Origin of the sequence: Myxococcus xanthus (assembly GCF_013116825.1) — a bacterium.
GTDB lineage: Bacteria > Myxococcota > Myxococcia > Myxococcales > Myxococcaceae > Myxococcus > Myxococcus xanthus_B.
On sequence record NZ_JABFNS010000009.1, the window covers coordinates 50,854 to 65,695 of the forward strand.

At 64.2% G+C, this 14,842-nt stretch carries 12 protein-coding genes and 1 pseudogene; 5 read left to right on the plus strand and 8 right to left on the minus strand.

The window, feature by feature from the left end:
• Positions 1–6: 6 nt before the first annotated feature.
• From HNV26_RS04485 to HNV26_RS04500, 4 genes are all read left to right on the plus strand, one after another.
• The gene (locus HNV26_RS04485; RefSeq protein WP_171442560.1) at positions 7–3,153 is read left to right on the plus strand and encodes an efflux RND transporter permease subunit; all 3,147 of its coding nucleotides are present in this window, start codon (positions 7–9) and stop codon (positions 3,151–3,153) included.
• Positions 3,154–3,230: 77 nt separating this feature from the next.
• Positions 3,231–4,403, plus strand: a complete 1,173-nt coding sequence (locus HNV26_RS04490) for a TolC family protein (RefSeq protein WP_253816212.1) — start codon at positions 3,231–3,233, stop codon at positions 4,401–4,403.
• Between the two features lie 91 nt (positions 4,404–4,494).
• Positions 4,495–5,334, plus strand: coding sequence for a cation diffusion facilitator family transporter (locus HNV26_RS04495; protein ID WP_171442562.1), 840 nt, complete (start codon positions 4,495–4,497; stop codon positions 5,332–5,334).
• A 762-nt stretch (positions 5,335–6,096) separates the two neighbouring features.
• The gene (locus HNV26_RS04500; RefSeq protein ID WP_141252941.1) at positions 6,097–6,339 is read left to right on the plus strand and encodes a hypothetical protein; all 243 of its coding nucleotides are present in this window, start codon (positions 6,097–6,099) and stop codon (positions 6,337–6,339) included.
• 87 nt (positions 6,340–6,426) lie between these two features.
• Here HNV26_RS04500 and HNV26_RS04505 read toward each other — a convergent pair whose 3' ends face one another.
• The 7 genes and pseudogenes from HNV26_RS04505 to HNV26_RS04535 all read right to left on the minus strand — a co-directional run bounded on the left by HNV26_RS04505 (position 6,427) and on the right by HNV26_RS04535 (position 12,688).
• Positions 6,427–6,618 (minus strand): hypothetical protein, encoded by a 192-nt coding sequence (locus HNV26_RS04505; RefSeq protein ID WP_253816213.1) that lies wholly within the window; start codon positions 6,616–6,618, stop codon positions 6,427–6,429.
• 483 nt (positions 6,619–7,101) lie between these two features.
• Positions 7,102–7,536: pseudogene (locus tag HNV26_RS04510) on the minus strand (dihydrofolate reductase family protein); the annotation flags it as partial.
• Between the two features lie 1,318 nt (positions 7,537–8,854).
• The gene (locus HNV26_RS04515) at positions 8,855–9,916 is read right to left on the minus strand and encodes an alpha/beta hydrolase family protein (RefSeq protein ID WP_216611790.1); all 1,062 of its coding nucleotides are present in this window, start codon (positions 9,914–9,916) and stop codon (positions 8,855–8,857) included.
• A gap of 323 nt (positions 9,917–10,239) precedes the next feature.
• Positions 10,240–10,803, minus strand: a complete 564-nt coding sequence (locus tag HNV26_RS04520; RefSeq protein WP_216611791.1) for a flavodoxin family protein — start codon at positions 10,801–10,803, stop codon at positions 10,240–10,242.
• A gap of 14 nt (positions 10,804–10,817) precedes the next feature.
• Complete coding sequence (locus tag HNV26_RS04525) at positions 10,818–11,447, minus strand: SDR family oxidoreductase (protein WP_171442563.1); 630 nt, start codon at positions 11,445–11,447, stop codon at positions 10,818–10,820.
• Positions 11,448–11,466: 19 nt separating this feature from the next.
• Positions 11,467–11,634 carry a hypothetical protein gene (locus HNV26_RS04530; protein ID WP_216611792.1) on the minus strand — a complete coding sequence of 56 codons (168 nt, stop codon included), beginning with the start codon at positions 11,632–11,634 and terminating at the stop codon, positions 11,467–11,469.
• Positions 11,635–11,761: 127 nt separating this feature from the next.
• Positions 11,762–12,688, minus strand: coding sequence for an alpha/beta hydrolase (locus HNV26_RS04535; RefSeq protein ID WP_216611793.1), 927 nt, complete (start codon positions 12,686–12,688; stop codon positions 11,762–11,764).
• Between the two features lie 149 nt (positions 12,689–12,837).
• On the opposite strand from HNV26_RS04535, the gene HNV26_RS04540 reads away from it, so the two are divergent.
• On the plus strand, positions 12,838–13,755 hold the full coding sequence (locus HNV26_RS04540; protein WP_171442564.1) for a LysR family transcriptional regulator: 918 nt from the start codon (positions 12,838–12,840) through the stop codon (positions 13,753–13,755).
• Positions 13,756–14,013: 258 nt separating this feature from the next.
• On the opposite strand, the gene HNV26_RS04545 is transcribed toward HNV26_RS04540, so the two are convergent.
• Positions 14,014–14,619 (minus strand): hypothetical protein, encoded by a 606-nt coding sequence (locus tag HNV26_RS04545; protein ID WP_171442565.1) that lies wholly within the window; start codon positions 14,617–14,619, stop codon positions 14,014–14,016.
• Positions 14,620–14,842 lie beyond the last annotated feature (223 nt).

A 14,842-nucleotide genomic window follows, 5' to 3' on the forward strand; every position in this document is an offset into this window, starting at 1 on the left:
ACGCACATGCTGACACGCATCGTCGACTGGTCCCTGCATCACCGCTTCATGGTGCTCCTGGGCGTGCTCGCCCTCATCATCGCGGGCACCATCTCCTTCCGAGCCCTTCCCCTCGACGCTTACCCCGACACCACGCCCACGCAGGTGACGGTCAACACGGTGGCTCCCGCTCTCTCTCCCGTCGAGGTGGAGAGGCAACTCACCGTCCCCCTCGAGCAGGCGCTCGCTGGCCTGCCGCACCTGGAGGAGATGCGCTCAATCTCCAAGTTCGGCCTCTCCCAAGTGACGCTGCGCTTCTCCGACGAGACGGACATCTGGTTTGCGCGCCAGCAGGTCGCCGAGCGCATGGGCCGCGTCGAGGTGCCCGAGGGCATCGAAAAACCCTCCCTTGGGCCCGTCGCCACGGGCCTCGGCGAGGTATTCCACTACCTGGTGAAGGGCGAAGGACAGTCCCTTGAGGAACTGCGCACGCTGCATGACTGGGTGATTGCACCACAGCTGAGGAGCGTCCCTGGCGTCGCCGAGGTGAATGCCTGGGGGGGCAACGAGAAACAGTGGCACATCGTCGTCGAGCCGCGCCGCCTGCAGAAGTATGACCTGTCCCTCGGGGATGTGTACGAAGCGCTCGAGCGCAACAACGCGAATGTCGGCGGGGGCGTCCTTGAGCGGGGCGGTGCCGCCCGTCTCGTCCTTGGCGTAGGCGTCTTGGAGGGTGGCGAGTCCATCGCGGACGTCGTGCTGGCGGCCCACCAAGGCGTTCCGGTGCGGGTGCGTGACATCGGCCGGGTGGAGGTGGGCCATGAGGTACGGCGCGCCGTCGTCACTGCGGACGGCGAAGGGGAGGCCCTTCTGGGCCTTGGCTTCATGCTGATGGGCGAAAACTCCGACACCGTGACTCGGGCGCTCGCCACACGCCTTGAGGAGGTGAAGAAGAGTCTGCCTGAGGGCGTGGAGGTAACGCCCGTCTACGAGCGCACCGAGCTGGTCGACCACGTGCTGGACACGGTGAAAAAGAGCCTTCTTGAAGGCGCGCTGCTCGTCATCGCCGTCCTCTTCCTCTTCCTCGGCAACGTGCGCGCAGGCCTCATCGTGGCCTCCGCCATCCCACTCTCCATGCTGTTTGCCGCCAACGCCATGCTGCGCTTCGGCATCGCAGGGACGCTCATGTCGCTCGGAGCCATCGACTTCGGGCTTATCGTCGACTCGTCCGTCATTATGGTGGAGAACGCCGAGAAGCACCTGGCCGAGGACACGAAGGGGCGCAGCATCCTCGACGTGGTGCGCGACGCCGCGGTGGAGGTGCGCAAGCCCACCCTCTTCGGCGAGCTCATCATCATGATTGTCTACCTTCCCATCCTCGCCCTCGAGGGTGTGGAAGGAAAGCTGTTCCGCCCGATGGCCCTCACCATCATCTTCGCGCTGCTCGGCAGCGTGCTGGTGTCCATGACGGTGATGCCCGTGTTGGCCTCCTTCGCCCTGAAGAAGGTAGCGCACGGAGCGCACCATGAGCCGCGCTTGGTGCGGTGGCTCAAGCGCGTCTACACGCCCGTCCTCGATTGGGCGACGGGGCACCCGAAGGCCGTCCTCGGTGGAGCACTGGGTATCCTCCTGGTAACGGCCCTTTCCGCCACACAGTTGGGCAGCGAATTCGTGCCGAAGCTGTCCGAGGGCACCATCGTCGTGAACACGGTGCGCCTTGCCGAGGTGTCCCTCACTGAGTCGGCGCGCTACGGCGGCCAACTAGAGAAAGCTCTCCTTGAGAGCTTCCCCGACGAGGTGGCACGAGTGTGGACGCGCACTGGCACCCCAGAGGTGGCGACCGACCCGATGGGGCCCGAACTGTCCGACCTTTTCGTCACCCTTAAGCCGCGCGAGGACTGGAAGCGCGCCAGGACGCAAGAGGAACTCGTGCACCTCATGCAGGAAGAACTCGAGGGCATGCCCGGCATGCGGATGAGTTTCCTCCAGCCGATTGAGATGCGCGTCAACGAGATGATTGCCGGCGTCCGGAGCGACTTGGGCATCAAGCTCTTCGGGGACGATTTGGACGTGCTGAAGGCCAAGGCCCAGGAGATTGAGAAGGTGGCGCGTACTCTCCCCGGTGCCGCCGACGTCACTCTTGAGCAGGTAACAGGTCAGCCGGTGCTTGAGGTGCAGGTTGACCGAGCAGCCATCTCCCGCTACGGCATTCCGGCCCGCGCGGTGCTCGACGTCGTGGAGGCCATGGGCGTGCGCAAGGTGGGCGAGGTGCGTGAGGGCGAGCGCCGCTTCGATTTGGCCGTACGCCTTGCGGAGGAGTTCCGTGACGAGGAGAAGGTGTCCTCAGTCCTCGTCACCGCCCCTTCCGGTGAAAGGGTACCACTCGGCCGCCTGGCCACCCTGAAGACGGTCTCCGGTCCCACCACCATTCAGCGAGAATGGGGCAAGCGGCGCGTCGTGGTGCAAGTGAACGTGCGCGGACGCGACTTGGGCGGTTTCGTCAAGGAAGCGCAGGCCGCCATCGAGAAGAGCGTTGAACTGCCTCCTGGCTACTTCCTTCGCTTCGGCGGGCAATTTGAGAACCTCGAGCGCGCCCGGCTGCGCCTCTTCCTCGTGGTGCCCCTAGCCCTCGCGCTTGTCTTCGGGCTCCTCTACCTCACGTACCGTAACGTAGCCGAGAGTCTCCGGCCGCTCCTCACTGGCGTCCCCTTCGCCATGGTAGGCGGCGTCCTTGCCCTCCTCCTCCGGGGCCTGCCCTTCTCCATCTCCGCTGCCGTGGGCTTCATCGCCCTCACGGGCATCGCCATGCTGGGAGACATGGTGTTCGTCTCCCGCGTCCGTCAACTGCTGGAGGCGGGCGAGGGCATGCAGCAGGCGGTGCGCGAAGCGGCACTCTCACGACTGAGGCCCGTCCTCATGACGGCCGCAGTCGCAGGCCTGGGCTTCGTCCCCATGGCCTTCGCCACTGGTATCGGCAGCGAGGTGCAGCGGCCGCTCGCCACCGTCGTCATCGGAGGCATCATCTCCTCTACCTTCCTCACGCTTATCGTGCTGCCCGTCCTCTACCCTCTCTTCGCGCGGCTCACCGGGAGGGACAAGGTGGCCATACACGAGGCTGAGGAGGCCCAAGCCGTGCTGCCCAAGCGCCTCCGCATGGCGGAGGGGGAGTCATGAGGCTGCGCGCTTTATGGGGGTGGGCTTGGGCTCCGGCGCTGCTGCTGGCAACATATGCAGGCGCCGCCGAGAGGGGAATGACGGAGGAGCAGGCCGTCTCCCGCGCCCTGCAAGCTAATGCGGACGTGCGCCTGCAGCATGCCGAGGTGGAGGCCGCGCAGGCCCGCTTGGCGCAAGCCACGCTCTTCTTCCAGGCCAACCCGGAACTGTCCGCAGCCGTAGGCCCCAGACGGGGCACGCAGGAAACAACGGACGTGAACGTGCAGCTCACCCAGGCCTTTGAGGTCGCGGGCCAACAAGGCGCGCGCGACGCGGCCGCCAGGGCCTCTATGGAGGCCGCCCAGGCGCGCCTCTCAGCACGCAGGCTAGAGGTGGCTGCGGCGGTGCGTGAGGCCTTCGGGCGAGCCCTCGTTGCCGAGCGGCGCCTCATTCTCTCCGAGGAAGCCGCCCAGTTGGCAGCCCAATCGCTCACCACTGCCCAGTCGCGACTGGAGGCGGGGGACGCCACTCGCATCGAGGTCAATGCCGCACGCATCGAGGTGGGGCGCTCCCAGGCGGAAGCACGACGGGCCGCGCAGGGGCTGTCAGTGGCCCTCGCAGAGGTGCGCGCTCTGCTCGCCTTCTCTCCAGGGGAGGACTTGCGCCTCTTGGGAGAGCTGCCTTCCCCAGCGCCCGCCCCTGACTCCGCTTCCCTGGAGGCACTGGAGCACCAGGCATCCAGCCGCAGGCCGGAACTCATCGCAGCCCGCAAGGAACTTGAGGCGGCGCGCGCCGAGCGGAAGCTCGCCACACGTGCGGCCTTTCCTTCCTTGCGGCTCGGCGCGGCCTACAGCCGTGAGGAGGGCGACCAAATACTTCAGGGCGTCCTCGCCTTCGATATCCCCGTCTTCAACCGTAACCAGGCTGAGCGCGGTGAGGCTGCAGCAAGGATTGCCCAAGCAGAGACCGCTTTGGGCACTGCCGAGCGCTCCGTGCGCCAGGAGGTGCAGTTGGCGGCAGCGCGCCTGGGCGCAGCGAGCGCCTCTGCGGCGGCCTTTGCCGGTGAGGTGCGGGAGGCCTCTCAGGAGAACCTCCTACTCATCAACGAAGCTTACGCCGCAGGGAAGGTGGACTTCCTGGAGCTGCTACTCGTCCGGCAGGCAGCCCTCGAAGCGCGGCGCGGCTACCTCGAAGCAATGGAGGAACTCATCAGCGCCCGGGCGGAACTAGCACGCGCCTCAGGCACCGGATTGGATGAACTGCCGCAGTGACGAGTACCGCGCCGCCCTTTATTCGAGGGCGGCGCACGGCTGGCCCCCGGGGCGCCCGGCCCCTCTCCACTTTCTGTCGAGACGACGCCCAATGAAAAGCGACAACAACCCTTCAGACATCACCGACAGGAGCGAATTCAAGGTGCCCCGCATGGACTGCCCCTCAGAGGAGCGTACCGTGCGCATGGCTCTTGAAGGCCTGCCCATGGTACGCGCACTCACCTTCAACTTGCCCGAGAGGCGCCTCACCGTCTGGCATGCGAGGGACACGGCATCCGAGGTGGCGGGACGCCTGGAACCACTCGGGCTCGGCGCCCAACTTGTCGAGACGCACAGAGGTGCGGCAGCAGACGAGGGCTTGCCCGAGGCTGGAGACGACCCGGGCACGGAGGCCCGCACCCTCTGGGTGCTACTGACCATCAACGGGATAATGTTTGTGGCCGAACTCGTTGCAGGCTGGCTCGTCCAGTCCACAGGCCTTATCGCGGACTCCCTCGACATGCTCGCCGACGCCATGGTGTACGGCCTCAGCCTCTATGCGGTGGGCCGCGCAGCCACACATAAGCTGCGCGCCGCGCACCTCAGTGGCTATCTGCAAATAGCGCTCGCACTGGGTGCCCTCTTCGAAGTGGGCAGGCGCTTCCTCTTTGGCAGCGAGCCGGAGCCCAATTGGATGCTGGGGGTGGCCACACTCGCCCTCGCCGCCAACGTGACGTGCCTCCTGCTCATCTCTCGTCACCGAAAGGGCGGAGCCCACATGAAGGCCAGCTACATCTTCTCCACAAACGACGTGCTGGCGAACCTTGGTGTCATCGCAGCGGGCATCCTCGTCGCGCTCACCAAGTCTCCCTACCCTGACCTCCTCGTAGGCCTTGGCATCGCGGTTCTCGTCCTCTCTGGCGCAGTGCGCATTCTTCGTCTCCGGGCGTGAAAGAGGGCCCATGCCGCTCAAGCTCGTTGAACTTGGGGCATAGGCTGCCCGGCCCGAGGCTGACACTCGGAGGTACGTTGGCCCAGGACATCAACCCCGCTGCCCGGGCCCTAGTACATCTTCGCCGTGGCAGAGCTTCACCGCTGGCGCCATCAACGCCGGTGGGTGGACGTCCAGACCACCCATGACACCTGTGCCTCCCCAAAACCCGGTCCCTTCGTCGTGGGGGAACCAAGGCCACTTCATGCAGTGCGTCAGTGCGAGTGAGCGAGGCGCGCGAGAGGGCATCGGCAGCTCAGTGTATCCGCCGAGGCGACAACTTCCCTGACATAGGGGGTAACGTCTTTCCTACTCGAGCTGACCATTTGCCCAGCCATCTTTGCCTCTGGGAGGGGCAAAAAGTTCCCTGAATTGCACGAGGGAGGAGGGCCCGGTGGTACGGCCGCTCGGGAATGCACGGCATCGCGCCAGTCCGCGCCGCGTAGTGCAGCGCGGAGAGAAAGCGAACAGCCATGCCCCGGCAGCCTCCGCTCCATGGCGGGAGGGGCAGCAGGCCATTTCCCGACCCCGGCATGAGTTTTTATAGGTGGACAATTCCAATTTCCGGGAGGAATTAGCGTGAGGAAGCTTGGATATGGACTACTCGTCACTACGGGGCTTCTTATCGGCACATTTACTGAAGCCCAAGGGGCTTCCCAGCCACCGTCCGCGGGACGCCAGGCGGATGACTCGACAAGGCAACAGCCAAGCTGCGCCTGTGGAATGATGGGCAGCGGCATGATGGGCCAGGGAATGGGCGGCGCGGGAATGAACTGCCCCATGCGCGGAATGGCGGACGTGCAGATGGAGCAGACGCAAGAAGGGGCCACATTGCACCTCACCGCAAAGAACCCCAGTCAGGTCGAGGACGTCCGGCACATGGCGGAACGGATGCAGCGCTGCATGAGCGGAAGCGGCGCCCCGCAGCAGGGTCAACCGGCTTCGCCCCGTCAGCAACAACGCTGAGCACGGCGCGTCGTTCCCCGGTCTAAAAAGCGGCGTTTCAGTCCACGGGCTCGCTGTGGGCAATGAACGCACTCTTGAGAGACACGCTCACGGCAGGACGCGGCGAGCCACTGCCTCCTCCGCATGAAGCCCCTGTGGTGTAGCCCCCTCCGACACCTCGACGTAGGCGTCCCGGGCACGCCGGGCACTCGCGACGCTCCGCATGCGGTACAGCCCCGGCGCCGTCACCCGCACCGTGGCCGGGCCGTTGAGGTCCGCCGTCCCATGCAACCACCGCACGCGCCACTCAGCGGCTGCAGGCTGGAGCTCAGCAACCCCACCCCGACGCGACGATGCGGACGCTGCCGCACAGGCAGCCGCTGGTGAAGCGCTCGGGTCCTTCCACGCTCATCCCGCTTTGCGTCGGAAGTGGAGCGCCTGCACGCCGGACTTGAACCGCTGCGTCGAGAGGAGTTCGAGATGCCGCGCACTCGACAGGCCATGAAACAACGTCGGCCCGCGGCCACTGATGATGGGATGAACGACGATGTGATGGACCTACCCATCGGATCGCTCGCGGGTCACCTTGTCGGATCGCACTTTCGATCAAGACCGAAGCCCGCGTGCTCGGGAGCGTCAAGGGTCGGCTGCGCCGAAACCTGAACGGTTTTGCGCCCTTGACCCTCCCTCCGCGCACGGACACTGGGCAATCGGCCGCAAGCGGCCAATCCTATGCGATCAAGACTCGCGATCCGTTTGGCCGACCCGCTCGCGGTCCATGACCCCGGTCCCTGACACGACGATGCGGTACTCGTCGATGAGCCCCAACTCCTCGAGCGCAGCCGCGAGCTTGGGCGCTCCGACGAGGACGCCCCGCTCGGTCTTCGCTTTCAGCGCCGAGATCGCCTCGCGAAGGTCACCCTCCACCTTGATGGTGTTCTGCCACGGAAAGTCGCGCCGCGAGCCCGACACGACGTACTTCGCCTTCGCATCGAGCTTCTGTGCCCACTCGCGCATCGCGCGCGGCGCCTTTTCGTCGCGTGCCACCGCGGGCCAAGCTCCCTCCATCAGCTCGTAGGTGTTGCGCCCGAAGAGCATCGCCCCGCTCTGCTCCATGAGCTGCCTCCAATAGTCGTGCAGCTCGTCGTCCACGATCCCCAGGGTGTGATGGATGCACCCGTCCAAAGTCACATTGAGACCGAATGTGAGGAGGCCCATGGCGGGGGATTCTACGAAAAGCGCGCCCAGCGCGCAGCAGCCCGAGCCATCGACGCAAGGCCCCATCCCCGGTTGGTATCGGCGAGCAGAAACTCGACACCATCCAATCCATCACCCGGTTCTGCTGCGCACTGCGCGCAGAAACCAGACCTGCCCCTCGCCCCACTCCAAGCCCCTTCGTCCGGTGGCAGTGGACGCGACAGTAGCGGACGGAGCCAAGCCGCCCCGGCGGTCAGGCGCGGCTGGCCCAAAGGCCACCTGCGGCGACCGTGGACGCGGGCCAGGCCGGCCGCCATGGGCCACGAAGCCGCCTCGGCAGAGCTTCGTCGCTGCACCTGCGCGCGCGCCTCGAAGTATGCGACATTCACCCACCTTGGCGCGTCGCCCGCGAGCCCACGCGCGCCGCTACCACGCACTCCTTGTGAAGCCGGCGCCGAGAGGAGCAGAACCATGGACGGGAGGCCCCCCACTATGTAGTTTGCGGACATTCAATCGGTCCCCGATTGAAGGGGGCCCCCAGCCCCTTCTTTGAAACCGCTGGATATCACTCGGTTTTTTGGCCCTCAGAGAGTTTGAGTCCTCTCAGAGAAACGCGGAGAACGGGTTCGCGTAGGGCTTCATTCGGGGAGCTGAACGAAGGGCCCTACCAACCGGTAGGGCCCTTTTTGTTTAACAAGGGCCTCGCGATGACATCGCGGGGCCTTCGTGTTTAAGCCCCTGAATCACAAGGGATTTTGGCTCGCGGTGCTGAAGAGGGCGCTCTCGGCGCTCTACCCCGCAGAGCGAGATGCCCCCTCTTCTCCGCCGCCGATTGGGCTCTCTGGACCGCTCTTTCACCCGTTTTGGGGAGAGAGGGGCCGAGAGTGGTTAACAGTTTTGTTAACCACTTCGGGCCACCGATTCTGACAATCCAGGGCTTTCGATGTCGTACCTTCCAGGGTTGCTTCACTTCCCTGTCTCTTGGACGGCCCGGAGCTCTTTGAGGCCAGCCGAGCCCCTCGTTTCTGTTAACCGAGAGAGCGAAACGCCCCCAGCCCTTACTGGGTACTCCTGATTTTGTCGCGGGCGCAGACTCTCCGAGACGACTCTCAGAAGCTCTTGGCCTCGTCCTCGGCACGGCCCTCTGCCCCGCCTCCCTGCCCTTGCCCGCGCGCCGTGGTGGCTCCGGCTGGGCGAGGACGGCCAGAGGATGCGCATCGACGAAAGCAACGCCACACGCGAACAGACGCATTCGGAATAGTTCCGTGGCTCGAATGCCTTGATGCGGGCAGAGGCTCTCGATGCCAACTAGGTCATCCCTCGCCTTCGCCAGGTGCTGCTAGTGGACGCCGCCCAGCCCTGGGTCGGCCAACTCAGTCTTGGGGCGCCGCGTCCGTGGCACGTCGCCCATGTGCTGGTTGAACCAGCCCACCAGACGCCCGGGATGCTGCCCGAAGTAGTTGTAGGCGTAGAATCGCTGATTGGATTCTTCTATCCACAGCAACTCCTTCTCCTTTGCGCCCAGCGCATCGAAGATCGCCTGACCATCGCGTTCACCATGGACAAGGAAGTCCCGGCGCAGCTGCGCTTGAAGCGTTGGCACCTTGACGTGCTTCGCGTACGGCAACGGCGTTTCCTCATCCAGACGGAAACCCGTCAGTTCGCGGACGCGCTCGTCCAACCTTCTGGCTGCCTTCTGGGGGTCGAGGCGCAGGTTCTCGGCCCCTCGCTCGATGAAGGTCTTGCCGGAGACCACGTTGAGTAAGACCAGCGCTCGAATGTGAGTGAACTCTTCCGGCCATTTCGCCATGGCGATGATAGTCGAGTTGCCTCCCATGCACCTGCTGTAAAGGCCCGTCGCCATCGACGCCAGGTCCTTCCGGCTCTTGGCGTAACGGAGAGAACCCACAACATCCCTGCACTCCAAAAGCCCGAGTCCGCTGATGCCCCCGTTCGCCGCACCGCTGAGACCATGATTGCGGAGATCATAGGTCAGGATGTTGTAGCCAGCATCGTGCAGGTGCTTCAGCTCTGGCAGGAAGTCTACCTCGAAGCCACCGAACATCGTGTTCCAAGGGGGCAGATGTCCTGGGAAGCCATAGCGATTGCATGTCATCGGGTGGTTGACAATCAACAGCCTTTCGGAATCCGCGGGAATGAACCACGCTTCAAGCGGAACACCATCGAGCGATGGGAAGAACGCATCTTCATAGTCCAACCCCACGTCGCTGGGGCGCTTGAGGACCGGCGTGCGGGCACCATGCGCGAACATCTGCGCATACCGCTCGACCAGGGGATGTAGCTTGTGGGCGAGGGAGTCCGCTGCCTTCTCCGCGACATTTCCAACCATGTCGATGAAGCTGGCGTCATTCTCACCCAGGTCTCTCTTGGATTCGGACATTCGAATGCGCTCCTTCATCAATGGCATTTCAAATATCCTGAACACGGGGGCGGCGAGCGCCAAGCGGGGGCCCCGCGAGCAGGGCCAGACGACGTGGCATCCACCCTGCTTGCTCGTCGGGTGGGCATTCGGAGGAATGCCTTGCCCACCCAACCCAACGTCGGTGGCGTGTAGGAACACCTCGTCCAGGCCGCGCCCTGTCGCACCGGTAATACTTGGCCGGTATCATGTCAGGTCGGCAGACGACCGAACATGCTAGGGGCTTTCCAGTCGCCACTCCTCATCCATGATGCGGACCATCTCGTCTGGCCCAAGCTGACGCGTCATCCGCCCCCTCCGGGCGGCATGGTGCTCAAGCGAGCGCGCGCCATCACCTTCACACGAAACCTCGCGATGGAGTCTTCACTGAGCTCGCTGTTGAACGTATTGAACAGCACAACGCGCTTGCCATCGAAGCGGTTGTTCTCGACGAACGCCCAAATCGGTGGCGCGGGGCTGTAGAGCCAGACCGGAGAGCCGAGGTAGACGGTATCGAAGCGTGACAAGTCCATCTCACGCGGCGAGATATCCGCCTCCTCTCCACGCGCGTCATGCATCGCATTCGCCCAGCCCGCCAGGCCGAGTCGATAGTCGGGCGCGTCCAGTTCGAACAACTGCGCGCCAAGCCGGTTGGCGATATGGCGCGCCGCGAGCGCAATATTTCCGGAGCGAGAGAAGTATACGACTGAGGTCCCCCCTTGCCCGTCCGTCAGTGGCCCGACGTATGGCACAAGCCGCTGCAGCTCGCGCGCGTGGCGCTTCTCGATGAATGTCACCGCGACGGGAACCAACGCCGTCGTCACGACCAGAAACGCCAGTACGAGGAGCCCCCACTTCGTGATCGCCACCGTTCTCCATGCGGTCAGAGAAATGAGGGCTTCTCGCCATCGCTGCCGGGCTTGTGCACGCCGAGGTTGCCACCAACGTGCAGGCCGGGCGAAGCGATAATTTTCGCAATCAGCGCCGCGACGCTCTTGCGAGAAACTTCTGTACCTCCGAACGGTTGATTGCGCGCAGTGATTGCATAGTCGACCTCGTCGACATCACTCAACCACGCTGGCCGCAGAATCGTGTAGGCGAGACCCGATGCCTCGATTGTGTCGGCCGCGCGACGAAACGGTGGAAGATATTCGCCGATCTCCCGCCGGTTCCACTCACCGAATGCGCCAGGCACCTCGTCGTAGATACCGAGCGAGGTCACGAACACGAGGCGCTTCACGCCTGCCGCCTTCATCGACGCGATGACGCTCTGCGCCTGCGCGTCGATGTCGTCGCCGGTCAGGTTCGCGTAGACGACTTCCTGCCCGGTCATCGCCGCGTCGAGGCTCGAGCGGTCGAGGACATCGCCCTCGACTACGTGCGCATTCTCACCTGCGAGCCTTCGCGCATTTCGCAGGAACAGCGTGAGGCGGATGTTGCTGTCGCCGGCGAGGAGCTGGATGACCCAGCGCGCAATCTGCCCACCAGCCCCCAGAATCAGAACGTTCTTCATCACATCTCCTGCTGACTGTTTAGGGTTTTTCCTTGAAGAACGGCGCCAACTTCGACGTGGTCCCATCGACAAACTTCGGCACGTCGTACAGCTCCATGTGGTTGGCGCCTTCCACGACGTGCATGACCTTGTCCTTGCTGGCGGCGCGCGCGAGCAGGCCTTCGCCCATCCACTTGCTGCCCGCCACAACCCGGAGCGGCTGAGTCAGGAAGGCCTTGGCCTTGTTGTAGGCGTCGTAGGTGATGATTTACTCAATAGTCGCGCCCGTACCCTCACTCCCTAAAGCTCATTAGCGAGAGGCCTCTGAGCAAGGTTTAGAGGTTTTCCTTGTAGAAGGGGACCAGCTTGGCGAGTGCCTGGCGGACCGGCTCGGGCTTGTCGTAGAGGTCGTAGTGCGACGCGCCTTCGACGACGACCAGTTCCTTCTTCTTCGATGCCGCGCGTTCGATAATCTCGCAGCCGTCACGATAGGCGCCGAAGGCGCCGACCTGATCGCCGACGACCACGCAGAGAGGCTGGGTCAGCAGCACTTCCGCCAGATGGAAGGCGTCCCAGCCGACCGCAGCGGCCTGATGTGACAGAAGCGAGCGATTCAGACCGTTCGGCTTCTGGCCACGGGACGTGCGATAATAGTCCGTCGCCTCCAACGGGTCGCGATCAGTAACACCGGCCGCTCGTGCGTCCTCGACAGAATTAGCCAGCAGATTGTCGACGTGGAGCGGTGCGCCACGTGCCTCGGCGGTCCGCTGTTTGGCCATGGCTTCGAGCGCGGCAATCGGATTCAGTTGGGTGAAGTTGCCGCGCATCAGGCGACCGTAGTTTGCGCCGGTAACAGTCCCCACCGCCTTGATGCGGCGTTCGGTCATCGCGGCGTTGATCGAATAGCCGCCACCGCCGCAGATGCCGAGGACGCCGATGCGCTCCTCATCGACGTAGGGGAGCGTCACCAGATAGTCGGCGACATGGCGAAAGTCCTCGACGCGCAGCGTCGGGTCTTCGATGAAACGCGGCTCGCCGCCACTAGCGCCCTGGAAGCTCGCGTCGAAGGCGATGACGACGAAGCCTTCCTTGGCCAGAGCCACGCCATAGACGTTGCCCGAGGTCTGGTCCTTGCAGCTGCCAATCGGGTGGGCGCTGATGATGGCCGGATACTTCTTCTTGGAATCGAATCCAGGAGGGAAATGCAAGTCGGCGGCGATGTCCCAGTACATGTCCTTGTTGCGAATCTTCACGGTATCCATGGCGAGTCTCCCTGGCAGCCGGGCGTGCGGCGTCTCCGCATGCCCGCCGCCATTACCGTCAGTCGGTGAAAGGAAGATGCGCCCACGACTGGGCACCTTCAAGAGCACAATTCTGAGCACAGATGTAAGTCCAGATTTACAATCCCCTGATGGAACCGTCTCTGCTGCCGTCCCTCGCGTGGTTCGCCCACGTCGCCTCCCACCGTAGCTTCACCAAGGCCGCAGCCAAGATGGGGGTGTCCCGTGCGGCGCTATCCCAGAACCTCAAGGCACTGGAGAAGCAGCTCGGCGTTCGCCTGCTCAACCGCACGACGCGCGACATGTCACTGACCGAGGACGGGCAGCACCTGTTCGACGCACTGCAGCCGTCGCTTGGCGCCATCGAAAGCGCCGTTCGCAGTCTCGGGGAGGCGGCTGGGGAGGCATCCGGCCTGCTGAAGGTCAACACCGCGCGCCTGGCAGCCAAGGCGTTGGTCGACCCCTACTTCGGTGAATTCCTCGCGCGCTACCCGAAGCTTTCGCTCGAGCTGGTGATGGACGACGGCCTGTCCAACATCACCGCCAGCGGCTGCGACGTCGGCATCCGCCTCGGGCAGCACCTCGCCGAGCACATGGTCGCGGTGCCCATCACGCCCATGCTATCGATGGCCGTCGTCGGCACACCGGCGTACTTCGCGCGTCGGAGTCCGCCGAAGACGCCAGCCGACCTCGTCCATCACAACTGCCTCAACTTCCGCCACACAGGCAGCGGCGCGCTCTACAAATGGGAATTCACGTCACCCGACGGCCACGACTTCTCGATGGAAACGAAGGGCAACCTCATCACCAACGACGACGACAGTATGCTGCGCGCCGCGCTGCAGGGGGTCGGCCTGATTCAGCACATCGACATCGTCGTGCGGAAGCACCTCGACGACGGCAGTCTGGTGCGCGTTCTGAAACCCTGGTGCCCACCGTTTCCGGGGTTCTATCTCTACATTCCTTCACGCAAGCAGATGCCGAAGAAGACACAGGCGTTGATTGATTTCCTGGTGGAGAAGCGAAAGCAGTGGGAGAGGAGAACCTGACCTCTCACGGGCACAACTCGGCAGATGGTAGCCAACTACGCCCGTGCCCGCCCCAGTCCGCGAGCTGCGCGACAGCCCACACACTGACGCGCGCGGTCAGCAACTCCAGTTGCAGTCAGGGCCGGTACGCTCCACCTCATGGAAGAACTGCGTGAGCGAGTAGTCCAGCAGCGCTTGACGGGACGGGCTGAGAAGAGCTCGGCACCTCGTCCCGTGGGTGGCACCCCGCCCTACTCCTCCATGCGGATCACGCCCACATCAGCCCTTCGGCGCCAACCGGCCCGCGAAAGTCAGCAGAAGGGCGGCGTGGGTTCCGACGACCTTGATTAGCTCAGCTTCCGCGGCCTCCAGCCCCCGCGTGCTGACCATGTGATGTGCGGACACGAGCGTCTTCAGGAACTGCGGGAGCGTGCAGTCGAGCCGATCGAAAGAGTGCGGATCCTCGCACAAGATGCCCATGCGCCCATCCTCGTTCACCAGGACGTAGAACCCGCCGCCGCCGTGGACGACGCTCACTGCGCGCATGACGAAGTCGGTCGCAGCCTCGTCGCCGTCGAACCACTCCTCCAGTACCTCGTCGCGATCCGCGCCGTTCTGCCAAGGGCTCGGACAGAAATCGCCCCATTTCAGCACACAGAGCTGGGGCGGGGACCAGTTCTCGGCCAGGTCGATCAGCGCTTCCAGCTCTGCGCGAAGCTCCGGCGTGAAGCCGTCGAGCGTGAACGCATCGTCATCCTCCTCTGCTTCGTCGTCCTCCGAGCTCTCGTACTCGTCCTCTTCGTCCGCGTCTGGTTCACGAACAAGTGCCACTCCCATGAGCTGCTCGAGGTCGGCGCGGAGCTGCCCGGATGAAATGTAGGTCATGCGCGGCAGTCTACGGAACACGGAGAAGGCACCACAAGAGGCGCATGTTTACGCTCACCAGAACACGGAAACATGCGCATCGTTCGGAAGGCTTTCGCCCGTAGCGTGCTGCTACTGCACTGCAACAACTGGAACGTAGTGGAGAAAGGCGCGGAATAGCTGGCATATGAAGCCACTACCGCCTTCCGGTCCATAAAAGGAGGACGAGCGCATCGGCGGCGCA

Coding starts and splice junctions, on each gene's coding strand:
- HNV26_RS04490 (WP_253816212.1), top strand. CDS start 3,231: ATGACGGAGGAGCAGGCCGTCTCCCGCGCCCTGCAAGCTAATGCGGAC.
- HNV26_RS04500 (WP_141252941.1), top strand. CDS start 6,097: ATGATGGGCAGCGGCATGATGGGCCAGGGAATGGGCGGCGCGGGAATG.
- HNV26_RS04515 (WP_216611790.1), bottom strand. CDS start 9,916: ATGTCCGAATCCAAGAGAGACCTGGGTGAGAATGACGCCAGCTTCATC.
- HNV26_RS04495 (WP_171442562.1), top strand. CDS start 4,495: ATGAAAAGCGACAACAACCCTTCAGACATCACCGACAGGAGCGAATTC.
- HNV26_RS04485 (WP_171442560.1), top strand. CDS start 7: ATGCTGACACGCATCGTCGACTGGTCCCTGCATCACCGCTTCATGGTG.
- HNV26_RS04540 (WP_171442564.1), top strand. CDS start 12,838: ATGGAACCGTCTCTGCTGCCGTCCCTCGCGTGGTTCGCCCACGTCGCC.
- HNV26_RS04545 (WP_171442565.1), bottom strand. CDS start 14,619: ATGACCTACATTTCATCCGGGCAGCTCCGCGCCGACCTCGAGCAGCTC.
- HNV26_RS04525 (WP_171442563.1), bottom strand. CDS start 11,447: ATGAAGAACGTTCTGATTCTGGGGGCTGGTGGGCAGATTGCGCGCTGG.
- HNV26_RS04535 (WP_216611793.1), bottom strand. CDS start 12,688: ATGGATACCGTGAAGATTCGCAACAAGGACATGTACTGGGACATCGCC.